Below are 23,951 nucleotides of genomic sequence, written 5' to 3' on the forward strand. Positions count from 1 at the left end.
AGGAATTTTTATGAGCGATACATCTGCTCCTCAACACCTACAGCGTAAGCTCGGGGCACGTCACCTGAACATGATTGCCATTGGTGGATCGATCGGCACAGGCTTATTCCTCGCTTCAGGTTCAACCATTGCCAATGCAGGTCCTGGTGGTGCGTTATTGGCTTATGCCCTGATCGGTATCATGATTTACTTCTTGATGACCAGTCTAGGCGAATTAGCGACGCATAATCCAACCTCCGGTGCCTTCTTTACCTACGGTAGCCGTTATGTCGAAGATGGCTTTGGTTTTGCCTTGGGTTGGAACTACTGGTACAACTGGGCCATTACCGTGGCATTTGAACTGGTGGCAGTCCAGTTCATCATGAAGTTCTGGTTCCCCGATATTCCCGGGTTCTACTGGAGTGCGATCTTTCTTGCGATTATTTTTGGAATCAATGCCTTAACCGTCAAAGGCTTTGGTGAAAGTGAATTCCTATTCTCTTTGATCAAGGTGGTTGCCATTATCGTGTTTATTGTCATCGGGATCTGGATGATTGCCAAAATCATGATGACACCCAATATATCGGTATTTCAGCACTGGACGTATAAGGAAGCCCCTTTTGTAGGTGGATTCCAGGCTCTGATTGGTGTTGCCATGATCGCCGGATTCTCTTTTCAGGGCACTGAAATGGTTGGGGTTGCCGCAGGTGAATCCAAAGAGCCGAAAAAAACCATTCCATTGGCAATCAAACAAATCTTCTGGCGCATTCTACTGTTCTATATCCTGTGTATTTTCATCATCGGCACATTAGTCAGCTATGATGATCCACTGTTGTTAAAAGCAGCACAAAGTGAAGATATTGCCCTTTCACCATTCACGTTATTGTATGAAAAAGCAGGTTTTGCCTTTGCAGCCAGCTTGATGAATGCGGTGATTCTCAGCGCAATTCTGTCTGCGGGTAACTCAGGCATGTACTCTTCTACCCGTATGCTATTTGATATGGCCAAAGAAGGTCGTGCACCAAAGTGGTTCTCCAGACTGGATGGTCGCGGCGTACCTATGAATGCCCTCTATGCGACGACTGCGGTTGCAGCGCTGTGCTTCTTAACCACCTTTATTGGTGAGAAGCAAGTCTTTAACTGGCTACTCAACATGTCTGGGATGTGTGGCTTCATTGTCTGGTTAGGGATTGCAATTTCACACTACCGTTTCCGTAAAGGTTATATTGCTCAGGGTTATAAGGTTGAAGATCTGGCTTATCGTGCCAAATTCTTCCCATTCGCACCCTGGTTTGCATTTATTCTTTGTTCAATCATTATCTTGGGTCAAAACTACCAAGCCCTGCTGGGTGGTAAAATTGACTGGTTAGGTCTAGTTTCAACCTATATCAGTATTCCATTATTCCTGGTGATCTGGCTAGGGTATAAGTGGAAACACAAGACCAAACTGATTGCCTACAAAGACATGAATGTGAAAGAAGGCGAATAAAAAATACTTTTCACTTGACCCGAATGAAAATATGAGTAAAATTCCGCTCATATTTTCAACGGCACCACACCATAGGAGGACGACAGCATGCCATTACAATCAGGAACTACACGATAAGATTTGGCACTGTCGACTCACGGACAAGTGTACAAATCGATTGATCACTTGTCCGAATGCTTTATTTAACCTGGCATTCGCTGGGTTTTTTTATGCCTGTTCGGACGAAAAACTAAAATATCCCGAGATAAGAAAATGGGCATACAAAAAATACTTAATGCTGATGCTGCATATGGCGTTCCAGTGAAAATCTTCACCAACGATATTGATAGCGAAAGTATTGAACAATTGAAAAAAATGGCACAACTACAATTTGTTTATTCACATATTGCAGTGATGCCTGACGTACATGTCGGTAAAGGTGCAACGGTTGGTAGCGTGATTCCCACGAAAAATGCCATCATTCCAGCTGCAGTCGGCGTAGATATTGGTTGTGGCATGAATGCCATCAGACTCAATCTGAAAGCTTCACAGCTTCCGGATAATCTTGCACCGTTACGCCATGCCATTGAACGCAAAGTGCCAGTGGGCTTTGAATTGCATAAACAGGTCAAAGCGAAAGCATCAAGCATTATCCCGCTTGAAAAACGCTTACAACCCATCATTAAAAAGCATCCAGGCCTAGTGCGCATGCTCAGGAAATTTGATGCCACCTGGCAAAAACAGCTTGGTACTTTAGGTGGAGGTAATCACTTTATTGAACTCTGTCTGGATGAAAATCAGGAAGTCTGGGTAATGCTACATTCCGGTAGCCGTGGCTTAGGCAATGTGATTGGCACCTACTTCATTGAACTGGCAAAGAAAGAAGCTCAACATCGTTTTGGGCATGTACCCGATAAAGATTTGAGCTATTTTGCGGAAGGTTCAAATAGCTTTAATGATTATGTTGAGGCAGTTGAATGGGCGCAGGAATATGCTTTTGAGAATAGACGTGAAATGATGCGTCTGATTTTAGAAGCAATCCGCCCCCTGCTACCTCCATTTCAAATGACCAAAGAGGCAATTAACTGTCATCATAACTATGTCAGCCGAGAAAACCATGATGGCGAAGATTTGCTGATTACCCGTAAAGGCGCCATTCGAGCTGGACTAGATGAGTTAGGTATTATTCCAGGCTCGATGGGGACTCGCTCTTACATTGTTAAAGGCAAGGCCAATCCCGAATCTTTCTGCTCATGTTCACATGGCGCAGGACGAAAAATGAGTCGTAATAAAGCAAAACTTCTATTTAGCCAGGATGACCTGATTCAGCAAACACAAGGCATCGAATGTCGAAAAGATAGTGGCGTTATTGATGAAATACCCGGTGCATATAAAGATATTGATCAGGTGATGGCAAACCAGTCAGATTTGATCGAGGTCGTGCACACACTCAAGCAAATTTTATGTATTAAAGGTTAATACTATGAAACTAAAAACCATGCCAAAAATTAAAGCACGTAATCCTGTCGCACTCTCACCTTTATTGCATAAAGGTGGTGTGCATGAAACTGAAAAACCACGAGCACAGCATCGTCGTGATAGACAAGAGGCCAAACAGCAACTCAAAAAGCAAATCTGGTAACACCCCATTAAATAAACTTAGTATTTTCAATAGCAACACAGGAGCATTCAACATGTTTAATTTTTATCATTATCTACCCACAACCCAACAAAAAAGCGACTCTGACGAGTCGCTTTTTTTATTCAGTAAACACACTCAAGTTATTGAGCTTGCTGACCTGGTTGTACTTGAACAGTACGGCTGCCAGAAATGGTCGCAAATACACGACGGTTCATCGCACGGCCTTCTTTAGTTTTGTTATCCGCAATCGGTTGATCCCAAGCGAAACCTTGAGTTGACAAACGAGATGCATCAACATTGTATTCATTTACAAGTGAAGATTTAACAGAGTTAGCACGTGCCAAAGATAAACGTTCGTTTAACTTACGTGGACCAGTGTTATCTGTGTGACCTTCAATACGCGCTGTTGCATTTGGATACTCAGCCATTTTTGCAGCCACCTGAGCAATCTCAGTTTTGTATTGCGGCTTAATTGTTGACTTGTTGGTATCGAAGAATACACGAAGTTCCATGTTCAGGTCTTCAGTTAACTCTTGCGGTGGCGGAGTGACTGGCGTTGGTTCAACTGGAGCAACTTCTACCACTGGCGCAGCAGGTTTCAAGTGACCACCAAGAACGACGTTCAAACCAGCAAGCGCTGTGTAGTTCCAGAATTTTTCATCAAAATGGTAAGTACCACGTGCTTCTGTACGAAGAGACAAAGCATCGTTCAAGCGCCAGAACACACCACCACCGGCATTTGCCAAGGTGCCTTCTTGCTTGCCACCATAGATATCATCACTTTCGTATTTGTAGTGACCAGCACCCGCTAATACATATGGCTTGATTTTGCTGTCATAGTTCTTAGTGATCAAGTCAGAAGTCACATAAGCATTACCAGCAATGTTACGACCTTTATAATCGTTATTTCTGCTGGTGTCGCCTTTAATCTGGCTATATTCAACTTCTGCGCCTAACCAAGGTGTAATTTCTACACCAAGTGCAGCACCAACGAATAAATCGTCATCTAACTCTGCGCCTGGGGTTAATTGACCTTTATCACCACGGTTGTTATGTTCAGTATCGAACATAGTATAACCCAGCATTAAAGGAGTGACTGTTACGCCTGCATTTGCAGCAGCCATAGGGGCAGCAACAAGCAGAGCAAGTGCGATACGACTCAATTTCATAAATATTCTCCAAAAACAAAAATTGTTTGTTCTGTAAACCCTAATAGCTTTTGAATACCAAGAAATAGTCTTGTTGTACCTTTTCAGCAATGCGCTTTATATGCAACTAAGTGAATACTGAATTTCTCTCCAGTACTTCTTATCATTTTATTTAGCAGTCACTGAAAACGACTTATTTCTCTCCCAAAAATTCTAACTTAGCAGCCTCCAACAAAGCAGTGAGAGCTTATCACTTTTTAATCAAAATATTAACCAGTTGTCAAAATCTTTTCAATAAAACTAAACAATCCTCACGATACCCTCATTATTTAACCAAGATTATTCTGTTTTTTAAGAAGGAGGTCCTTTCTTTTACATCATCCCTACAGAAAAACTTATGTTCATAAAAAAAGCGACTCTGACGAGTCGCTTTTTATTCAGTTCACACACTCAAATTATTGAGCTTGCTGACCTGGTTGTACAAGAACAGTACGGCTACCAGTAATCGCAGCGAATACGCGGCGGTTCATCGCACGACCTTCTTTAGTTTTGTTGTCAGCAACCGGTTGATCCCAAGCGAAACCTTGAGTTGACAAACGAGATGCATCAACATTGTATTCATTTACAAGTGAAGATTTAACAGAGTTAGCACGCGCCAAAGATAAACGTTCGTTTAACTTACGTGGACCAGTGTTATCTGTGTGACCTTCGATACGAGCAGTTGCGTTCGGATATTCAGCTAACTTCTCTGCAACTTTCGCAATTTCAGTTTTATATTGCGGCTTGATGTCAGATTTGTTGGTATCGAAGAATACACGAAGTTCCATGTTCAGGTCTTCAGTCAACTCTTGTGGTTGTGGAGCAACTGGAGTTGGTTCAACTGGAGCAACTTCTACCACTGGTGCAGCAGGTTTCAAGTGACCACCAAGAACGACGTTCAAACCAGCAAGCGCTGTGTAGTTCCAGAATTTTTCATCAAAATGGTAAGTACCACGAGCTTCTGTACGAAGAGACAAAGCATCGTTCAAACGCCAGAACACACCACCACCAGCATTTGCCAAGGTACCTTCTTGCTTGCCACCATAGATGTCATCACCTTCGTATTTGTAGTGACCAGCACCCGCTAATACGTATGGTTTGATTTTGCTATCGTAGTTCTTAGTGATCAAGTCAGAAGTCACATAAGCATTACCAGCAATGTTACGACCTTTATAATCGTTATTTCTGCTGGTGTCGCCTTTAATCTGGCTATATTCAACTTCTGCGCCTAACCAAGGTGTAATTTCTACACCAAGTGCAGCACCAACGAATAAATCGTCATCTAACTCTGCGCCTGGGGTTAATTGACCTTTATCACCACGGTTGTTATGTTCAGTATCGAACATAGTATAACCCAGCATTAAAGGAGTGACTGTTACGCCTGCATTTGCAGCAGCCATAGGGGCAGCAACAAGCAGAGCAAGTGCAATACGACTTAATTTCATGGATATCCTCCAAAAACAAAAAATTGTTTGTTCTGTAAACGCGAATAACTTTTTTGAATGCTGAGAAATAGTTTTGTTATATCTTTTTCAGTCATTCACCTTAGCTTAAATCATACAAATACCTGACCAATTTTCCAAGTATTTAGTAACATTTGCTCAGGATACCACCAAAAAGACGTATCTCTCTTCAAAAAAATTAGAAAATTCTAAATTTAACAATATCTAACAAAGCTGTGAGAGCTTATCACTTTTTAATCAAAATTTTAACAAGCTATCAAAATCTTTTCAAGAAAGCTAAATAATTCCAACACGATATTCGCAGTAGAGCCCAGCTATCCAGATTTACTTTTAGAATATGAGGCCCTACTTTGCTCATCAACGTGAAATAGCTTTTTTCAGTATAAAAAAAGCGACTCTGACGAGTCGCTTTTTATTCAGTTCAAAAACTCAAATTATTGAGCTTGTTGACCCGGTTGTACAAGAACAGTACGGCTACCAGAAATCGCAGCGAATACGCGACGGTTCATAGCACGACCTTCTTTAGTTTTGTTATCAGCAATCGGTTGATCCCAAGCGAAACCTTGAGTTGACAAACGAGATGCATCAACGTTGTATTCATTTACAAGTGAAGATTTAACAGAGTTAGCACGCGCCAAAGATAAACGTTCGTTTAACTTACGTGGACCAGTGTTATCTGTATGACCTTCGATACGAGCAGTCGCATTCGGGTATTCAGCTAACTTCTCTGCAACTTTCGCAATTTCAGACTTGTATTGTGGTTTGATATCAGATTTGTTGGTATCAAAGAACACACGAAGTTCCATGTTAAGGTCTTCAGTCAACTCTTGTGGTTGTGGAGCAACTGGAGTTGGTTCAACCGGAGCAACTTCTACCACTGGCGCAGCAGGTTTCAAGTGACCACCAAGAACGACATTCAAACCAGCAAGTGCTGTATAGTTCCAGAAATCTTCATCGATGTTATAAGTACCACGAGCTTCTGTACGAAGAGACAAAGCATCGTTCAAGCGCCAGAAAGCACCAAAACCAGCATTACCTAAAGTACCTTCTTCTTTCAAGCCACGACCAGCACGACCTAATTCAGCAGCGCTAGCATCATCAAACTTGTATTTGTAGTGACCAGCACCTAACAATACATATGGCTTGATTTTGCTGTCATAGTTTTTAGTGATCAAATCAGAAGTAACGTAGAAGTTACCGTTGATTTGTTGTTGCTTGTATTCAGCATTAGGTGTAGCAGCGTCAACATCACCTTTAACTTGGTTGTATTCAGCTTCAAAACCTAACCAAGGTGTTAATTCAATACCTAATGCAGCACCAACGAACAAGTCGTCTTGGATTTCAGCACTGTTAGTTAAATTCTCAACACTGTTGTTGTGTTTAGTGTCTTGGAATGTGTAACCAAGCATTAAAGGAGTTACTGTTACGCCAGCATTAGCAGCAGCTAAAGGAGCAGCAACAAGCATAGCAAGTGCAATACGACTCAATTTCATGGATATCCTCCAGAGATAACAATTGTTTGTTGTGTAAGCTCAGCCTATGATTTTTCGTACTGAGAACATTAATGTTCTACAACATTATTTTCAGCCATTCACTTCACTTTGAATCATACAAACACTTGATGAATTTTCCAAGTGCTTGATAACTTTAACCTCGTAAATTATTGACAAAATTGCTTACAATTTCCGTTGTAGTTCCGTAAATTTTCAATTTTCATACAGCTTCTAATAGATTACTGTCTATGAATCTATGCTTAAGTATTATTTAACTTATTTGTTAGTTATTTTCACCATCACAAATAAGAAGCAACCTTAACATATTGTTAATAAAAAAGTTAATAAAAATAGACAGGAAAAACATGTTTAGACCACATGGATTTACATTAAATGAATTGCTTACCGTGATCAGTATTCTGGCGATTCTCAGCTTTATGGCCCTACCACATTTTCGCGACTTAATGGTTTCAAGTGAAGCCAATTACTTAAAAAGAAACCTCACAATTCATATACAAAAAGCAAAAACCGATGCACAGCTTTATCATAAAAATGTGATGCTCTGCCCAAGCAATGATTTAAGTGAGTGTGGTAGAGACTGGAATCAGGGATTTATCGGATTTATAGATAGCAACCGCAATAGGGAACGAGATCAGAACGAAGCCTTGCTCTTTGGGGTTGCCCTAAAGCTAAAATACGGCGATCTTCAATATAGTGCTTTTGGTTCTACATTCGATGCCATCATTTTTCAGGGTGAAAATGGACTGCCCTTTGCTGCAAATGGCAGTTTTACTTACTGTTCAACTTCGCCCGATTACCATACTAAAATACGCTTAAGCCGCATGGGCAATATCCGCTTTGAGAAAATATCCAGCTGTTAAAAACTCCTCAGTCTAGCTTAAAAAAAGTAAAACACTTTATTCCGGTTGTTTTTTTAATATACTGCTTAAGTTTGGAACATTTTTTATAAATTATAAGTGTGGAGACACATAATGACTGACATCGTAATTGTTAATGGCGCTCGTACTGCAATGGGTGGCTTCCAAGGTGCATTATCAGGTGTAACAGCGCCTGAGTTAGGTGCTGTAACGATTAAAGAAGCTATTGCTCGTTCTGGCCTACAACCAACTGATGTAGAAGAAGTCATCATGGGTTGTGTACTACCTGCTGGTCTCAAACAAGGTCCAGCTCGTCAGGCTATGCGTAAAGCTGGTTTACCAGATTCTACTGGTGCAGTCACCATCAACAAGCTTTGTGGCTCTGGTATGAAAGCAGTGATGCAGGCAGCAGACATGATCAAGGCCGGTAGTGCCGAGATCGTGGTTGCGGGTGGTATGGAATCAATGACCAATGCGCCTTATGTATTACCTAAAGCACGCGGCGGTTATCGCATGGGCCATGGTGAAATCAAGGATCATATGTTCCTTGATGGTCTTGAAGATGCAGAAACAGGTCGGTTAATGGGTTCATTTGCTCAGGACATGGCAAATCAACGTCACTATACTCGTGAACAAATGGACGATTTCGCGATCCGTTCTTTACATCGTGCACAGAAAGCGATTACTGAAGGCTACTTTAAAGACGAGATCGTCCCTGTAACGGTTTCTACCCGTAAAGGTGATGTGGTTGTTGATCAGGATGAACAACCATTAAGTGCAAAAATTGATAAAATCCCGTCGCTTAAACCAGCTTTTGCAAAAGACGGTACCATTACCGCAGCGAATGCAAGCTCGATTTCTGATGGTGCCTCTGCACTGGTCCTTACTTCAAGCGAAGTTGCGACACAACGCGGTTTACAACCTTTGGCAAAAATTATTGCCACAGCGTCTAACTCACAGCACCCTTCTGAATTTACCATTGCTCCTGTCGGTGCAATCGAAAAAGTATTGAAGAAAGCAGGCTGGGATGCACAAGAGGTTGACCTTTGGGAAATCAATGAAGCATTTGCGATGGTGACCATGTGCCCGATTGATGATTTCAAACTGGATGCAGAAAAAGTGAATATCAATGGCGGTGCTTGCGCATTAGGTCACCCTGTTGGTTCTACAGGTTCTCGTATTATCCTGACCTTGATTCATGCCCTTAAACGCACAGGCGGCAAAAAAGGCGTTGCAGCACTGTGTATCGGTGGTGGTGAAGCAACTGCTGTTGCGATTGAATTGATCTAAGGATCGATCGTTTAGCTGAAAAATCCTGCCCAGTGCAGGATTTTTTGTTTTGGCAATTACAAAAAATAATGCACCCATTGTTAAATTCCCGATAAGTTATGCAGTGAATAAAAAAACAACAGGACGTCCCCCATGCAACTGAATCATTATTTAAATTTCAAAGGACAAACCGAACAGGCGTTTAATTTTTATAAATCGGTATTTGGCGGTGAGTTTGCCATGCTCAGTCGCTATGGTGATATGCCACCCACAGAAGGAGTCTCTCTTTCCGAAGCCGATAAGAACCTGATTCTGCATGTTTCTTTACCGATCAATGAATTTACGGTATTGATGGCCTCAGATGTTAACGACCAATTCTGTGCCCCGCATAGCGTATTTACCCAAGGCAACAATCACTATATTTCAATTAACCTCGACCCTGATGAACTTGAGGATGCGCAAAGACTTTTCGATGCCTTATCGGTCAATGGTCAGATTGAAATGCCCTTGGAAAAAACCTTCTGGGGTGCACTCTACGGTGCTTTTACCGATCAGTTCGGGATCAAATGGATGATCAATTGTCAGCTGGATGAATAAGCTTGAGAAAATAAAAAAGCTGAACCAAAGTTCAGCTTTTTTATTACAGAAGGCTTAAGCCCCGGTCTGATAACTTGCTTGCGGCACGGCAGTTGAAGCCTGATAAGGATTGGTAAAGTCCTGAAGACCCGCAGCGGCTTCATGAATGTCCTTACCTTCTTTCACCACAAAGGTGTCAAAGCCAGAACGTTTTAAATAATTTAAAACATCCTTGAAGATATCACCGACCGCACGTAACTCACCTTGGTAACCCTGACGGCGCAATAAGGCCGCAAATGAATAACCACGGCCATCATTAAAACCGGCAAACTCAATAAAGATCGCATCAAATTCATTTAACGGAAATTGATGAGTTTCAGGAGAATCATTCACGGTAATGTACAACGCTTTTTTGCCCTGGACCTGTGCCAATTGATCAAGTTGTGCCGTGGTTAATACCACATCACCTTGAGGAAGCGTACCATCTTCTGCAATGACTTGATAAGTATTGTCTGCAATCGTGCCATCTTTAGACAGCACTTGTAGCGATGTATTAAGCATAAGCACGCTCCTTGAATGGTTGAATGCCAACACGGCGATAGGTATCAATAAAACGCTCACCTTCATTACGCAAATCAAGGTAAGTATTCAGGATTTCCTCAATCACATCAGGTACCGCATCAGCAGCAAAAGATGGCCCCAAGATATCACCTAAAGAGGCATCATGATCTGCATGACCACCTAAAGTGATTTGATAGAACTCAGCACCTTTTTTATCAACCCCGAGAATACCGATATTGCCGACATGGTGATGACCACAGGCATTCATACAGCCCGAGATATTCAGGTCAAGCTCGCCAAGATTGTAAATGGTATCCAAATCTTCAAAACGACGGCTAATTGCTTCTGAAATTGGAATTGATTTGGCATTGGCCAATGAACAGAAATCCCCACCTGGGCAGCAAATGATATCGGTAATAAAGCCGATATGCGCACGCGCCATGTTGTGATATTCAAGGGTTTGCCACAATTCAAATAAATCTTTCTGTGGTACGTCTACCAATGAAATATTTTGTTCGTGCGTGGTACGGAACTCACCAAAGGTGTACTTATCCGCCAAGTCTGCGATTAAGTTCATTTCTTCAGAAGTGACATCACCCGGCGCAACTCCTGCACGTTTCAAGGAAATCGTAACAATACGATAGCCTTTCACTTTATGTGCATTGGTATTGACGTTAAACCACTGTTTGAATTTCGGATGCTCGGCAAACAATGCTGTGAAGTCTTGATCTTCCAGATCCTGATAATCAAATGGCGTAAATTCTTCATCCATTTTTTTCAGGATTTCAGGTTGAATCTTTAACGCTTCACGAGTGTGTTCAAATTCAGCTTCAACTTTTTGTGCAAATACTTCTGGTGTTAATGCTTTTACCAGAATCTTGATACGTGCTTTATATTTGTTATCACGACGGCCATGCAAGTTATAAACACGTAAGGTTGCTTCAAGATAGGCAATCAGATCTTCGCGCGGCAAGAATTCACGAATCACGCTACCAATGATCGGGGTACGGCCCAAACCACCACCTGCCATGATTTTATAGCCCATTTCACCCGCATCATTACGCACCAGATAAACACCGATATCATGGAATGCTGTTGCAGCACGGTCTTTCTCTTGCAAGGCAGATACTGCAATCTTGAACTTACGTGGCAAGAAGGCAAATTCAGGATGGAAGGTACTCCACTGACGAATCAACTCACAGGTCGGACGTGGATCGGCAATCTCGCCTGCTACAACACCCGCAAACTGATCTGTGGTGGTATTACGGATACAGTTACCCGAAGTTTGTACCGCATGCATTTGCACTGTGGCCAGTTCAGCAAGAATATCAGGCACATTTTCTAATGCAGGCCAGTTCAACTGAATATTTTGACGGGTGGAAACGTGGGCATAACCGCGGTCATATTCCGTCGCAATTTCAGCAATTTTTCTGAGTTGTTTGGTATTCATCAAGCCATACGGCACAGCGATACGGAGCATTGGCGCATAACGTTGCACGTATAAACCATTTTGCAAACGTAGTGGACGATATTCGTCTTCTGTTAATTTTCCTGCTAAATAGCGTTCTGTCTGATCACGAAACTGAGCAACACGTTGGTTAATCAGTTGTTGATCGAAATCCGTATATAAATACATGGCGTATGGCTAGTCATTCATTATAAAGGCGACTAGCATAGCGAGCTTTCATTCATCAACAAAATGCTTTTTTTGCATATTTAATAACGGTTTTATTGATAAGCCTATCTAATTGCCATAAAAAGAAAAAGCCCAGACGAATCCGGGCTTTTTAAGATGATTTCTAAATGAAATTAGTTCTTATCTGGCAAAGCATAAGCAACTAAATAATCACCCATTTTGGTACCAAATGAACCATGTCCACCGGCCATAATCACCACATACTGTTTACCATTGGCTTCATAAGTCATTGGTGTTGCCTGTCCACCTGCTGGTAAACGAGCTTCCCATAACTTGTCACCATTTGAAACATTGAAGGCACGGATGTAGTTATCTTGGGTTGCACCCACAAACATCACGTTACCGGCAGTCGAGATTGAACCACCTAGACCCGGCACACCAATTTTCACTGCTGGCAACTGGAATAGATTTGGCAAGCTGTCACGGATAGTCCCGATACGTTTTTTCCAGACGACATCATGGGTTTTCAAATCCACCCCCGCCACATAGCCCCAGCCCGGTTGTTTACACGGTAAGCCGAATGGTGACAAGAACGGACTGATTTCAACCCCATATGGCGTACCATACATCGGTTGCATGCCTTGTTCTGTACCCGCTCCTTTCGCGGTTTGAGGACGGTTTGGATCCGCAGGAACCAAACGGCTGACAAATGGCAGGCCAATCGGATTCATGACAGCAACCTGACGGTCTGCATTCACAGACATACCGCCCCACTCGAATACACCGAGGTTACCAGGGAAAACTAATGTTCCGTTTTCAGAAGGTGGCGTATAGATACCGTCATAATTGAGACGTTTAAATTTCACACGACACATTAACTGGTCAAACATGGTGGCACCCCACATGTCTTTATCAGTTAACTTATCTTTCGGTGCTAAGTTAAGGTCAGAGAAAGGTTGGGTTTTTGAATAGAACTCACCTTTGGTCTGTGGTCCCCACTTCACGGTTTGTGGTACCGGTTTTTCAGTAATCGGTACAATTGGCTGACCATTACGGCGATCTAAAACAAAGGCATTGCCTGTTTTGGTCAAGACATAAATCGCTGGCACAGTTTGCCCCGATTTATCCTGAATATCCGCCAATGAAGGTTGTGATGGAACATCCATATCCCACAAGTCATGATGTGTGGTCTGGAAATGCCATACCAGTTTACCTGTGGTGGCATTGATCGCCAGCATTGAGTTGGCATAACGCTCTTTCAGTTCGGTACGGTCACCGCCCCAGATATCTGGCGTACCTACACCTGTCGGTACATAAACAATATCCAGTTTAGGATCGTAAGCCAACGGTGCCCACGCATTTGGTGAGTTATGCACAAAAGTCGTGTCTTGACCAGGCATTGCATTTGGATCAGCAGCACCCGTATCAAATACCCATAACAGCTTACCGGTATTGACGTCATAACCACGAATCACACCAGAAGGTTCTTTGCTCGAATAGTTATCCGTTACTGAACCTGCAATCACTACAGTGGTACCAGACACTACACCTGGCGATGTCGGGTTATAACCACCTGGATACGCATATGGCATGAACTCTTGCAAGTTCACTTCACCATTTTGACCAAAGTCAGAACATGCCTTACCGGTATCTGCATTCACTGCGACTAAACGACCATCGTTAACCGGAACGAAGACTTTACGTGGACACTCGGTAGAGGCCGACTTCTTCGCTTGTAAACTGGTCGCAAATTCAGTGGTATTGGCAGCATCGTAGTACATCACACCACGACAGGTTAAATGCTGGAAGGTTTTATCGGTTTTGAGTTTAGGATCAAAACGCCATTTTTCCTTACCTGTTGCCGGATCAATTGAGATCAGATGCTGATGTGGCGTACACATAAACATGTTATTGCCAATCTTGATTGGCGTGACCTGATTGGTGGTTTCACCTGAGTCATTTTCAGTTCTGAAATCACCAGTACGTAAGGTCCACGCTACCTTTAGGTCTTTGACGTTTTTATCATTGATCTGGGTCAATGGAGAATAGCGCTCGCCCCCCTGACTACGACCATATGCAGGCCAGTCTTCAGGTGCAATCCCGTCAACCGCTTTCGCTTGCGCAGGTTGTGGTGTCTGGATGACGCCATTGATTTCCTGAGGATCATTGAAGATCGAGTACACCATCACCACAATCGCAATTGCTAAGGTTGATGATAATGCCACCTTGCTTGATGCCAGATTATCAATACCACGTGTCACTGCAGGAATGAGTAACCAGAGACCGAGAATACCCAGAATATCCAGACGTGGTGCCAGTGCCCAGAAGTCTGTACCCACTTCCCAGATACCCCAGATCACACTTCCTAGCATGAGGGCAGCATAAACCCATAACGGGCCTGAAGCACGTTTATAAAGTTGTACTGCCACAATCAGCAACAGCACACCTGCAACTACATAATAAAAAGACCCGCCGATTGCAGCAAGCCAGATACCGCCGATGAGCAAGAACAATGCAATGAGGGCGATAATGATCACCGTCAAGGTTCTAAGCCCAGATTTTGAAGCAGATTGATTCATAAGATCACCTTGCATCTTTTATATTTGTAGATCCATCCAGCGCAGACATGATCGACTGGATGGTCGAGTTCAAATCACAACAAGTATTTTGCAGATACAGTCCGTTTTATGAACGCCATCTGCAAAATTGCTCGAGTACCGAAATTAGAAAATGGTTTGGAACTTGATGCCACCCACCCAGGTTTTATCGCCATCTTTCAATGCGCCCACATGGTGTACATATTGAATATTTGGACGGATGGTGAGCCAGTTGGTGGCATGAATGCCGTAATACAACTCGGTGTTGTACTCTTCATCCAGCAAACTGTTATTTTCATCATTGGCATGGATACGTGCGACGCCCAAAGCCAGTTCGTCTTGCGGACGCTGGTCCAATAAACCTTTATAGATCAGACCGACATTTTGCATGTCTTTAACTGCATTGGTTTTGGAATCATGTACCGTGACATTGACGAAACCGGTTAAACCACGATCCGACTGACCATCATGACGGGTTAACTGTTGTTTTACGGTGAACCAGCCGCCTTGTTTGTGTCCGGTTTTGGCAGGATTTTCAATTTCTGCGGCATCAGCCGTACTGTAGTAGTAGCCAAAACGGTATTCGCCTGGTAAAGACAATGCACCGAGTTTTGGTGTCCACACCACTTCAGCCGGAATAATCGCACCACGTGAACCATCCGTACTTAAATTGAAACCTTTACCACGCTGCAAGTTTTCAGGGTTGTATTCATACGCCCCGATTTGTGCATACAGGTCAGGCTGCAAGTTGTATTTGACACGTAATGCCCACTGGCTAACTGGCCAGTTGTACCATTGATCGCCGACCCAGTTACCGACCTGCGAACCACATAAAGCCAGGTTCTGGAAGTCACAGGCAAAGCTGTTGAAATCTTCACCTTCACCAAAACGACCGACTTTAATATCTAAGGCCTGATCTAAAAATTTCTTTTTGATCCAGAGATCCGTCAGGCGCCAAGTTTGACCACGACCCCAGACTTCCTGTACAGAACTCTGGTGGCCTTGTAAACCCTCTGCAGTTTGTGACAAAGACTGACCATCACGGTAAGTGACTGTGATCTGTGCCTCAGTATCTTGCCAACCTAAAATTTTATTCAGGTCGAAGTTGGTACCCAAAGCCAGTTGTCCAGTGAATTCACTGCCATGGCTTGAGTGCTGTTTAGAATCTAAAACCCCTGCAAATTCACCCGTGTAATCAGCAGAAAATTTGTAACCCTGTTCTTGCAACGCCGTGCGTTGACCGTTCCAATCACCAAACAGCCATTGACCATTTGGGTCAAAGGCAGCAGAAGCGGCTTGAGTTTGATGTGCAAAAAGACTCAATAATAGAACGGATAAACAAGAAACAATCAAAGACTTAGAGATTGTCATGTTTACGTAACCTTTTATGTTATTGTGTATAAAAGGTTACTCTTATTTTTAAATTACAACTTATTCAAAATGTTAACAATCTGTACAATATTTTAACAATCAGTGATTAGTCGCACATATTTTCTACCACTTACCCTCACCCAACCCCTGCCCGATAAAAGCATACTTCATTTGAGAACGGGAAAACTTAATAGGACAGGCCAACTGTGGCTCAGTTTGTGAATTATTTCCAGATAAAGGCACATCCACCACCCAGCCGCGTTGTTGGGCCATTGGCGAGACCAATGCTTCATCCAGACTGAGTACCGGTTCCACACAAATATCCAGACTCTGGAACAGATGTTGCCATTCTGAGAAATTCTGGGTCTTAAACTTATCTCGTAGCGCTTGTTTTACAGCTTGACGATCTTCTGAATCAAAAGAGGCACCTTTGGCTAACAGTACGGGTAAGTCTAAAGCAGCAGCCAAACCCGCCATAAACTGAGGCTCTAAACTTCCAACCGAGAAATAACGCCCATCTTTGGTTTCATAATAGTCGTAGAAACTCGCACCATTGAGCATACCTGCTTCAGGCGCCTGTGCAGTCTGTCCGGCCAGACTGGCAGATGCGGCCATACTATTCAGACTCGCGACACAATCGGTCATGGAAATATCAATATACTGTCCCAACCCACTGCGTTGACGCTCAACTACGGCGGCAAGAATACCAATCACGGCATGCAAAGAACCACCTGCGACATCGGCAATCTGAATTCCTAAAGGCGGCGGCCCACTATCCTGACGACCACTATGTCCAGAAACGCCAGCCAGGGCTAAATAGTTAATGTCATGCCCGGCCCGGTCTTTATAGGCCCCTGTCTGACCATAGCCGGTAATTGAGCAATAGATCAATCTTGGATTAATCTCAGCCAGGGTCTCATAATCCAGACCTAAACGACGCATCACATCGGGACGGAACTGCTCCAGCACAATATCGAACTCTGAAATTTTAGTTTTGATCAGTTCAATATTGGCGGCATCTTTTAGGTCGAGTGCGATTGACTGCTTGTTTCGATTGAGATAACTATGTGCAGTGGCCTGACCATTCGCATAGGGTGGCATAATCCTTACCAGATCGGGACGTGTTGGAGATTCAATATGGATAACTTCTGCACCCATGTCGGCAAGGTACATACTGGCAAATGGTCCTGGTAATAAAGTAGAAAAATCTAGGACTTTCAATCCCTTTAGAGCAGATGGCATGATAATTTTTACTCAATTTGTTCAAATTTTCTTTTATACTAGGTGTGGATAAACACAAAAACAATGTCATGTTCAGCCATTTACCTTGATAGTTTCGGCAATTTAACATGTATACAAGGCGCAATTATTTTTCTTGTCAATTGCCATAGGGCTTGTTAATTGATCATATATATGTTGCGTTGTTAGCAAAAATTTTATCAGACGGGACATGAAACGACAGGAATGATAATTCATTTCCGAGTTTCATAACGATGGATGAGGAAATTTTTGCCACAACCCTACGGGACAAAGGCATTTTTTGATGCTACTGCGTTATGTCATGCTCATTTAGAAGTACTAAACTTCACAAGCCATGCCTTGTACCATCTAAAAAATGTCTATTGTCGCAGCTATATCTGATCAACCAACAAGCCCTTTTTATTTTAGACGGTTATTTAGGTCAATTATCGTGAATAGTAAAGAAACTGAAGGATTCAATATGAGCCGTGATACGATCAGCATCCACTTCGTGAATGCGGCTTTAACAGGTGTTAAACGCCTAGGCATGGACGTTGAAACGTTACTTTCACATGTCGGTATAGAAGCAGAGTTACTGCGCCAACCGAAAGCTCGAATCTCTCCAGAGCAGTACACCCGTTTTATCAAGATGTTATGGATGGTTACCCAAGACGAACATGTCGGTTTTGATGTACAACCCCGCCGTCTAGGTACTTTTGCCATCATGTGTCAATTGATTATCCATTCCAAGACACTCGGACAGGCACTGGAACTTTCATCACAATTTTACAAGTTATTTGGCGACGAGTGGGCGGTCAGCCTGGAACGTGACAAGCATGAAGCCCGTTTGGTTCCGCATATCCCTAAAGCGCTAGATCCAGATCACTTCATTACTGAAAGCATGCTGATGATCTGGCACGGTCTGGCTTCATGGTTAATCGAACGTCGTCTCCCTTTAGAACGTGTTCATTTTGGTTATGAACGTCCTAACCATGCCGATGAATATGATGCATTGTTCTTCGCTCCGGTCATGCAGTTTGATGCGCCACGTACCGAAATTACTTTTGCTGCGGATTATCTTGATCTCCCGATCCGTCAGGATGAAAAGACTTTAGAAGAATTCCTGAAAGCTGCACCAGCACAACTGTTAGTAAAATTCAAAAACACCAATTCACTTACTTCACGTATTCGTGATGTATTAAAGAGCCAGATTGGCGAAGAAATGCCAACGCTTAATGATGTTGCTGCAATGTTGTACTTATCACCACAAACCTTGCGTCGCCGTCTGGCTGCCGAAGGTAAAAGCTACCAAGGGGTCAAAGATGCCTTGCGTCGCGATGCGGCGATTCATTTATTGTTGACGCCAAATCTCACTCTTGAAGATGTGGCTCAGCAAGTGGGCTTTAGTGAAACCAGTACCTTCCACCGTGCCTTTAAGAAATGGACAGGTGTCACCCCTGGTTTATATCGTCAGTTGCACGGCCATCACAACTAATTTTTCACTCGAGTGTTCAACTAGAGATTGTTGAACACTCGTTTAAAACTATGGTAAAAAATAAGCTTAATTTTACGATAAGCTTGAACAAGAATGATCATAAAAAAAGCTGACTTCTCTCACCCACAAGTCCAAAATCTCATTCATATCCATTTGCATGGCCTGCATCAGAACACACCTATTGAACATAGTTTCGCATTAGACCTGAGTAGTTTGCAAAAAGATTCTATTAGTTTTTATACCTTGTGGAATGATGATCAATTACTGGGCTGTGGCGCAATCCAAGAGCTGACACCCGATCATGCAGAAATCAAGTCTATGCGGACTCATCCTGATCATTTGCGTCAAGGCGTCGCAGCACAACTGCTTAAATTTTTATTAAAACTCGCTCAGCAACGTCACTATCAAAGAGTGAGCTTAGAAACAGGAAAAGACGTTCACTTTGATGCCGCAATTAAACTTTATAAGAAGTTTGGCTTTGTTGAAGGTGCTGCTTTCGCAGAATATAACGAATCACCCTATAACCAATTCTTTCATTTGGATTTATCAGATTAAGTAGTCTGCATAAGCTCCGTTCTATAAGTTAAATAAATCAGTATCCATCTCGTTTAAAAATACTGCTGTCTGTTTTGGCGAAGTCAAACGAATAAACCGGATATGTTGATAAGCGGGATTTTGCATTAAGTCGAGATATTTCTTTCGATTTTTAGGATACGATTTGATGAGCCAGATAAAAATAGACTCTTTAGATAGCATCAATTTTAAACTTTCCCGATTATTCGAGTTTTCCCATAACTTTTTCCTGCTAATCACACGCCCGAATGTACGCTTACTCAAACGATATAAATTGATGTGAAAGGCATAATCAAGCCAGATAACCGTATCTACCTTTTCCATAATCATTGGAATAGTACTGGTATAAAGCCCGTCAATGACCCACCCAGTCTCAGCATTTTCCATCGCGATTTTTAGCTTCAGAAATAAAGCATCATTTGGTGATTCTTGCCAATCATCCAGCCAGAGTAAATTATCAAGTTCGATGTTTTGTAATTTTGTTTTTTCGGCCAATTGTCGGGCTAGTGTAGATTTGCCAGAACCTGTGGTACCAATAATATTAATGAATTTCATTTAATCAATATATTTTATTTATGGTCGGTTAGTGTACTGATGAATCCATTTTTCAATCAAGTCGTCAAATTGGCGAAAAACATCAAACTTGCCAATGTTTATCATCATTGCACTGACCTTTAAATTGAGTACACTCGATAAACAACAATTTTAAGGTGATACAAGGAAAACCTATGAGCGAGGCCTACATTATTGATGCCATTCGCACGCCACGCGGAAAAGGAAAAAAAGATGGCTCACTGCATGAAGTCAAACCGATTACATTACTCACATCATTATTGAATGAATTACAACAACGCCATCAGCTCGATACTTCAAAAGTCGATGATATCGTTTTAGGCTGCGTCACTCCGATTGCAGACCAAGGCGGTGATATTGCTAAAACCGCAGCGATTGCAGCGGGCTGGAATGATGATGTTGCTGGTGTGCAAATTAACCGTTTCTGTGCATCTGGTTTAGAAGCTGTCAACTTGGCCGCACAAAAAGTCCGTTCTGGTTGGGAAGATGTAGTCGTTGCAGGTGGTGTGGAATCGATGTCTCGTATTCCAATGGGTTCTGATGGTGGTCCTTGGGCACTTGATCCTGAAACCAACTTAAAATCGTCTTTTGTACCACAAGGTGTTGGGGCAGATTTAATTGCCACTTTAGATGGTTATAGTCGTGAAGATGTCGATGCGTTTGCAGTCGGTTCACAACAAAAAGCAGCTGCAGCTCAAGCAAAGGGATATTTCGATAAATCAGTGGTGCCTGTCAAAGATCATTCAGGTGTACTGATCTTGGAAAAAGATGAATTTATTAAAGGCAATACCACCGTTGAAGGTTTGGCAAAACTGAATGCCAGTTTTGAAATGATGGGACAAATGGGCTTTGATGCCGTTGCCTTACAAAAATATCCAGAAGCACAGAAAATTAACCATGTTCATCATGCAGGTAACTCCTCAGGCATCGTTGATGGGGCTGCAGTAGTGTTACTGGCTTCTGAAAAAGCAGTGAAAGAACAAGGCTTAAAACCACGTGCCAAAGTATTGGCAACGGCATTGGTCGGTACCGATCCAACCATTATGCTGACAGGTCCTGCGCCTGCTGCGCGTAAAGCCTTGGCCAAAGCTGGCTTAACGATTGATGATATTGACCTGTTTGAAGTGAATGAAGCCTTTGCTGCCGTAGTGATGCGTTTTATTAATGAGCTCAAGGTTCCGGCCGAGAAAGTCAATGTGAATGGCGGTGCAATTGCGATGGGGCATCCATTGGGTGCAACGGGTGCCATGATTTTGGGTACTTTGCTGGATGAATTAGAGCGTCAAGGTAAAAAACGTGGTTTGGCCACATTGTGTGTCGGTGGTGGAATGGGGATCGCCACCATTATTGAGTTGGTGTAAGGAGCACAACATGAGCGCTATTAAATACGAAAAAAACGCTGACAATATTGTAATTCTTACCCTTGACTCATCGGGTCAATCTGCCAACACCATGAATGCAGAATTCCGTGAGTCACTCCAACAAGTCAGTCAAAAGCTCAAAACAGAAACTGATCTGAAAGGCATTATTTTCCGTTCTGCCAAGAAAACCTTTTTTGCCGGTGGAGACCTGGATGAACTGATTCAGGTTCAGCCTGAACATGCCACTGAATTTTTCAAGATGATTGAAGAGCTCAAAGGTGACTTACGTGCAATTGAAACTTTAGGCGTACCTGTTGTTGCGGCCTTAAATGGTACGGCGCTCGGTGGCGGTTGGGAAATTGCTCTAGGCTGTCATTACCGTATTGCCATCAATGATCCAAAAACCAAATTTGGTTTGCCTGAAGTCACTTTAGGTTTGCTGCCAGGCGGTGGTGGTATCGTGCGTATGGTACGTTTACTTGGCCTGCAAAATGCATTTCCGTTCCTAATGGAAGGCAAGCAATTTGGTGTCGATAAAGCCAAATCACTCGGTTTGGTACATGACACCACCGAGAATGAGCAAGAGCTGTTAGATAAGGCGATTGCCTGGGTCAAAGCCAATCCAAAGTCACAGCAACCTTTTGATGTCAAAGGCTACAAAATTCCGGGTGGCGATCCGAAAACCCCTGCTGTAGCACAAGTACTTGCCATTGCGCCTGCGATGCTACGTGATAAAACCAAAGGTTGCTACCCGGCGCCTGAAGCGATCATGGCGGCCGCAGTAGAAGGTGCGCAGGTTGATGTGGATACTGCCTTGCGTATTGAGTCGCGTTACTTTACGCAACTTACAGTCGGCCAAGTTTCCAAAAATATGATCGGCACCTTCTGGCATGGCCTCAATGCCATCAAGTCGGGCGCAAGCCGCCCTGCAGAGGTTGCGAAATGGCAAGCCAAGAAAGTCGGTGTTCTGGGTGCAGGGATGATGGGTGCAGGCATTGCCTACTCGACGGCAATCAAAGGCATCCCTGTGATCCTGAAAGATGTCTCGGTTGAAAATGCAGAGAAAGGCAAAGCTTATTCACAAAAACTTTTGGACAAGCGTGTTTCTCAAGGTCGTATGACCGCAGAAAAACGTGATCAGGTTTTAGCGCTGATTACTGCAACCGCTGATGCAGCAGATCTGCAAGGCTGTGATCTGATCATCGAAGCGGTGTTTGAGAATCAGGAATTAAAAGCTAAAGTGACTCAGGAAGCTGAACAATATTTGGCTGAAGGTGGCATCTTTGCATCAAATACCTCGACCCTGCCAATCACAGGTTTGGCGACAGCAAGTAAAGATGCTCAGAAGTTCATTGGCCTACACTTCTTTAGTCCCGTCGATAAAATGCAACTGGTTGAAATTATTAAAGGCAAAGAGACTTCTGCGGATACCTTGGCGAAAGCCTATGACTTTGTGCAGCAAATTGCCAAGACGCCGATCGTCGTCAATGACAGCCGCGGTTTCTTTACCAGCCGTGTGTTCGGAACCTTTATTCAGGAAGGGATGCGTTTACTTGCAGAAGGCGTACATCCAGCCAAAATTGAAATGGCGGCATTGAAAGCTGGTATGCCGGTTGGCCCACTGGCGATTCAGGATGAAGTCTCTTTAAGCTTGACTGAACATGTTGCTAGCGAAACCCGCAAAGCCTTGCAGGCTGAAGGTAAAGATTTACCGAAAACTCCTGTCGATGACGTGGTGCATACCATGATTCACGAGTTGAACCGTAAAGGTAAGGCAGCAGGTGCCGGTTTCTACGACTATCCTGAAAATGGCAAAAAGCATTTATGGGATGGACTCAGCCGTTGGCAGAAAGACAATAGCATTTCGGAACAAGACATGATTGACCGCTTCCTGTTTGTGCAGGCGCTGGATACTTTACGCTGCTATGAAGAAGGTGTTTTAGAGTCTGTGATTGATGCCAATGTCGGTTCAATTTTTGGAATCGGTTTTGCACCGTGGACAGGTGGTGCGATTCAATTCCTGAATCAAAACGGGATTGAGCAATCCTTGCAACGTGCGCAACAACTGGCAGACCAATATGGTGAACGTTTTGCGCCACCACAACGCTTAAAAGACCTCGCGCAGAGAAAAGAAATCATTCAATAATTTTATGTTCTCTGCGTTGCAGATCAGCCCGTATGGAACTCGTTGTCTGTACGGGCTTTTTTCTTTTTTCAATGGCACGCCAGTAAAACTTTCGAGCATTACATCACGATTTATGCTATAACCACCAACAGTTTTGCTTTAATTTTTTTGTCCTTTGGAACTATCTTATGTCTGAGAAACTCTGTCCAGAAACCTCACCGTGGGGTTGGAAAGCATTAATTATCACCTGTATTCTAAGCTTTATTTTTATGGTGGTTTTCTATTTAGCCATGAATAACGAGCCAGATTATATGCCGATGAACAAAAATAAAGTGGCGCCTCAGTCTGAAATGTCACAATCATCCATGATGTCTGAAACTAGCATGGAAAACCACCAGCACAATCACTAAAGTGTTATTGTGGAATATGATAAATCCGTGTAAAACATGGATTTATCATATTATT

General features: G+C 43.0%; 20 protein-coding genes. 11 read left to right on the forward strand and 9 right to left on the reverse strand.

Features of this window, described 5'->3' with window-relative positions:
- The first annotated feature begins 10 nt into the window (after positions 1–10).
- The 3 genes from J699_RS06015 (at position 11) to J699_RS19645 (ending at position 3,089) form a co-directional block, all read left to right on the forward strand.
- Positions 11–1,468 carry an amino acid permease gene (locus tag J699_RS06015; RefSeq protein WP_032870001.1) on the forward strand — a complete coding sequence of 486 codons (1,458 nt, stop codon included), beginning with the start codon at positions 11–13 and terminating at the stop codon, positions 1,466–1,468.
- 252 nt (positions 1,469–1,720) lie between these two features.
- Entirely contained in the window at positions 1,721–2,926 is a 1,206-nt protein-coding gene (locus J699_RS06010; RefSeq protein WP_032870003.1) for an RtcB family protein, read from the forward strand.
- A 4-nt stretch (positions 2,927–2,930) separates the two neighbouring features.
- Positions 2,931–3,089, forward strand: coding sequence for a hypothetical protein (locus J699_RS19645; protein ID WP_005226941.1), 159 nt, complete (start codon positions 2,931–2,933; stop codon positions 3,087–3,089).
- A gap of 140 nt (positions 3,090–3,229) precedes the next feature.
- Here J699_RS19645 and omp38 (J699_RS06005) read toward each other — a convergent pair whose 3' ends face one another.
- The 3 genes from omp38 (J699_RS06005) to omp38 (J699_RS05995) all read right to left on the reverse strand — a co-directional run bounded on the left by omp38 (J699_RS06005) (position 3,230) and on the right by omp38 (J699_RS05995) (position 7,232).
- Entirely contained in the window at positions 3,230–4,258 is a 1,029-nt protein-coding gene (gene omp38 / locus J699_RS06005; protein ID WP_032870005.1) for an outer membrane protein Omp38, read from the reverse strand.
- 434 nt (positions 4,259–4,692) lie between these two features.
- Positions 4,693–5,721, reverse strand: a complete 1,029-nt coding sequence (gene omp38 / locus J699_RS06000) for an outer membrane protein Omp38 (protein WP_032870008.1) — start codon at positions 5,719–5,721, stop codon at positions 4,693–4,695.
- 452 nt (positions 5,722–6,173) lie between these two features.
- Complete coding sequence (omp38, locus tag J699_RS05995) at positions 6,174–7,232, reverse strand: outer membrane protein Omp38 (protein WP_032870011.1); 1,059 nt, start codon at positions 7,230–7,232, stop codon at positions 6,174–6,176.
- A 365-nt stretch (positions 7,233–7,597) separates the two neighbouring features.
- Here omp38 (J699_RS05995) and J699_RS05990 point away from each other — a divergent pair, with 365 nt between their 5' ends.
- The 3 genes from J699_RS05990 to J699_RS05980 all read left to right on the forward strand — a co-directional run bounded on the left by J699_RS05990 (position 7,598) and on the right by J699_RS05980 (position 9,976).
- Complete coding sequence (locus J699_RS05990) at positions 7,598–8,113, forward strand: GspH/FimT family pseudopilin (RefSeq protein WP_032870013.1); 516 nt, start codon at positions 7,598–7,600, stop codon at positions 8,111–8,113.
- Positions 8,114–8,224: 111 nt separating this feature from the next.
- Positions 8,225–9,400 (forward strand): thiolase family protein, encoded by a 1,176-nt coding sequence (locus J699_RS05985; RefSeq protein ID WP_032870015.1) that lies wholly within the window; start codon positions 8,225–8,227, stop codon positions 9,398–9,400.
- Between the two features lie 132 nt (positions 9,401–9,532).
- A complete protein-coding gene (locus tag J699_RS05980) occupies positions 9,533–9,976 on the forward strand; it encodes a VOC family protein (protein WP_005226934.1) in 444 nt (147 codons plus the stop codon).
- Positions 9,977–10,030: 54 nt separating this feature from the next.
- Here J699_RS05980 and J699_RS05975 read toward each other — a convergent pair whose 3' ends face one another.
- The 5 genes from J699_RS05975 to J699_RS05955 form a co-directional block, all read right to left on the reverse strand.
- Positions 10,031–10,516: a DUF934 domain-containing protein gene (locus tag J699_RS05975; RefSeq protein ID WP_005288880.1), complete on the reverse strand. Its 486-nt coding sequence runs from the start codon at positions 10,514–10,516 to the stop codon at positions 10,031–10,033.
- Positions 10,509–12,152 carry a nitrite/sulfite reductase gene (locus J699_RS05970; protein ID WP_032870017.1) on the reverse strand — a complete coding sequence of 548 codons (1,644 nt, stop codon included), beginning with the start codon at positions 12,150–12,152 and terminating at the stop codon, positions 10,509–10,511. The genes J699_RS05975 and J699_RS05970 overlap by 8 nt, the downstream gene beginning before the upstream one ends.
- A gap of 173 nt (positions 12,153–12,325) precedes the next feature.
- The gene (locus tag J699_RS05965) at positions 12,326–14,731 is read right to left on the reverse strand and encodes a glucose/quinate/shikimate family membrane-bound PQQ-dependent dehydrogenase (RefSeq protein ID WP_005288884.1); all 2,406 of its coding nucleotides are present in this window, start codon (positions 14,729–14,731) and stop codon (positions 12,326–12,328) included.
- A 144-nt stretch (positions 14,732–14,875) separates the two neighbouring features.
- Entirely contained in the window at positions 14,876–16,099 is a 1,224-nt protein-coding gene (locus J699_RS05960; protein ID WP_171070877.1) for a carbohydrate porin, read from the reverse strand.
- Positions 16,100–16,243: 144 nt separating this feature from the next.
- Positions 16,244–17,362, reverse strand: coding sequence for a CaiB/BaiF CoA transferase family protein (locus tag J699_RS05955; RefSeq protein WP_032870023.1), 1,119 nt, complete (start codon positions 17,360–17,362; stop codon positions 16,244–16,246).
- 478 nt (positions 17,363–17,840) lie between these two features.
- Between J699_RS05955 and J699_RS05950 the strand changes: the two genes are divergently transcribed.
- Together J699_RS05950 and J699_RS05945 are read left to right on the forward strand one after the other, a co-directional pair.
- A complete protein-coding gene (locus tag J699_RS05950) occupies positions 17,841–18,854 on the forward strand; it encodes an AraC family transcriptional regulator (protein ID WP_005226928.1) in 1,014 nt (337 codons plus the stop codon).
- 93 nt (positions 18,855–18,947) lie between these two features.
- Complete coding sequence (locus tag J699_RS05945; RefSeq protein ID WP_032870026.1) at positions 18,948–19,409, forward strand: GNAT family N-acetyltransferase; 462 nt, start codon at positions 18,948–18,950, stop codon at positions 19,407–19,409.
- Between the two features lie 21 nt (positions 19,410–19,430).
- On the opposite strand, the gene J699_RS05940 is transcribed toward J699_RS05945, so the two are convergent.
- Positions 19,431–19,982, reverse strand: coding sequence for an AAA family ATPase (locus J699_RS05940; RefSeq protein WP_032870028.1), 552 nt, complete (start codon positions 19,980–19,982; stop codon positions 19,431–19,433).
- Positions 19,983–20,155: 173 nt separating this feature from the next.
- On the opposite strand from J699_RS05940, the gene J699_RS05935 reads away from it, so the two are divergent.
- The 3 genes from J699_RS05935 to J699_RS05925 all read left to right on the forward strand — a co-directional run bounded on the left by J699_RS05935 (position 20,156) and on the right by J699_RS05925 (position 23,896).
- Positions 20,156–21,361: an acetyl-CoA C-acetyltransferase gene (locus J699_RS05935; protein ID WP_032870030.1), complete on the forward strand. Its 1,206-nt coding sequence runs from the start codon at positions 20,156–20,158 to the stop codon at positions 21,359–21,361.
- Positions 21,362–21,371: 10 nt separating this feature from the next.
- The gene (locus tag J699_RS05930; protein ID WP_032870032.1) at positions 21,372–23,507 is read left to right on the forward strand and encodes a 3-hydroxyacyl-CoA dehydrogenase NAD-binding domain-containing protein; all 2,136 of its coding nucleotides are present in this window, start codon (positions 21,372–21,374) and stop codon (positions 23,505–23,507) included.
- A gap of 167 nt (positions 23,508–23,674) precedes the next feature.
- Entirely contained in the window at positions 23,675–23,896 is a 222-nt protein-coding gene (locus J699_RS05925) for a hypothetical protein (protein ID WP_005226923.1), read from the forward strand.
- Positions 23,897–23,951 lie beyond the last annotated feature (55 nt).

This window comes from Acinetobacter sp. 1000160 (assembly GCF_000588715.1).
GTDB classification, from domain to species: Bacteria; Pseudomonadota; Gammaproteobacteria; order Pseudomonadales; family Moraxellaceae; genus Acinetobacter; species Acinetobacter courvalinii.

Excerpts from the sequence above, each read along its gene's own strand:
- J699_RS06015 (WP_032870001.1), top strand. The coding sequence starts at position 11 with ATGAGCGATACATCTGCTCCTCAACACCTACAGCGTAAGCTCGGGGCA.
- J699_RS06010 (WP_032870003.1), top strand. The coding sequence starts at position 1,721 with ATGGGCATACAAAAAATACTTAATGCTGATGCTGCATATGGCGTTCCA.
- J699_RS19645 (WP_005226941.1), top strand. The coding sequence starts at position 2,931 with ATGAAACTAAAAACCATGCCAAAAATTAAAGCACGTAATCCTGTCGCA.
- omp38 (WP_032870005.1), bottom strand. The coding sequence starts at position 4,258 with ATGAAATTGAGTCGTATCGCACTTGCTCTGCTTGTTGCTGCCCCTATG.
- omp38 (WP_032870008.1), bottom strand. The coding sequence starts at position 5,721 with ATGAAATTAAGTCGTATTGCACTTGCTCTGCTTGTTGCTGCCCCTATG.
- omp38 (WP_032870011.1), bottom strand. The coding sequence starts at position 7,232 with ATGAAATTGAGTCGTATTGCACTTGCTATGCTTGTTGCTGCTCCTTTA.
- J699_RS05990 (WP_032870013.1), top strand. The coding sequence starts at position 7,598 with ATGTTTAGACCACATGGATTTACATTAAATGAATTGCTTACCGTGATC.
- J699_RS05985 (WP_032870015.1), top strand. The coding sequence starts at position 8,225 with ATGACTGACATCGTAATTGTTAATGGCGCTCGTACTGCAATGGGTGGC.
- J699_RS05980 (WP_005226934.1), top strand. The coding sequence starts at position 9,533 with ATGCAACTGAATCATTATTTAAATTTCAAAGGACAAACCGAACAGGCG.
- J699_RS05975 (WP_005288880.1), bottom strand. The coding sequence starts at position 10,516 with ATGCTTAATACATCGCTACAAGTGCTGTCTAAAGATGGCACGATTGCA.
- J699_RS05970 (WP_032870017.1), bottom strand. The coding sequence starts at position 12,152 with ATGTATTTATATACGGATTTCGATCAACAACTGATTAACCAACGTGTT.
- J699_RS05965 (WP_005288884.1), bottom strand. The coding sequence starts at position 14,731 with ATGAATCAATCTGCTTCAAAATCTGGGCTTAGAACCTTGACGGTGATC.
- J699_RS05955 (WP_032870023.1), bottom strand. The coding sequence starts at position 17,362 with ATGCCATCTGCTCTAAAGGGATTGAAAGTCCTAGATTTTTCTACTTTA.
- J699_RS05950 (WP_005226928.1), top strand. The coding sequence starts at position 17,841 with ATGAGCCGTGATACGATCAGCATCCACTTCGTGAATGCGGCTTTAACA.
- J699_RS05945 (WP_032870026.1), top strand. The coding sequence starts at position 18,948 with ATGATCATAAAAAAAGCTGACTTCTCTCACCCACAAGTCCAAAATCTC.
- J699_RS05940 (WP_032870028.1), bottom strand. The coding sequence starts at position 19,982 with ATGAAATTCATTAATATTATTGGTACCACAGGTTCTGGCAAATCTACA.
- J699_RS05935 (WP_032870030.1), top strand. The coding sequence starts at position 20,156 with ATGAGCGAGGCCTACATTATTGATGCCATTCGCACGCCACGCGGAAAA.
- J699_RS05930 (WP_032870032.1), top strand. The coding sequence starts at position 21,372 with ATGAGCGCTATTAAATACGAAAAAAACGCTGACAATATTGTAATTCTT.
- J699_RS05925 (WP_005226923.1), top strand. The coding sequence starts at position 23,675 with ATGTCTGAGAAACTCTGTCCAGAAACCTCACCGTGGGGTTGGAAAGCA.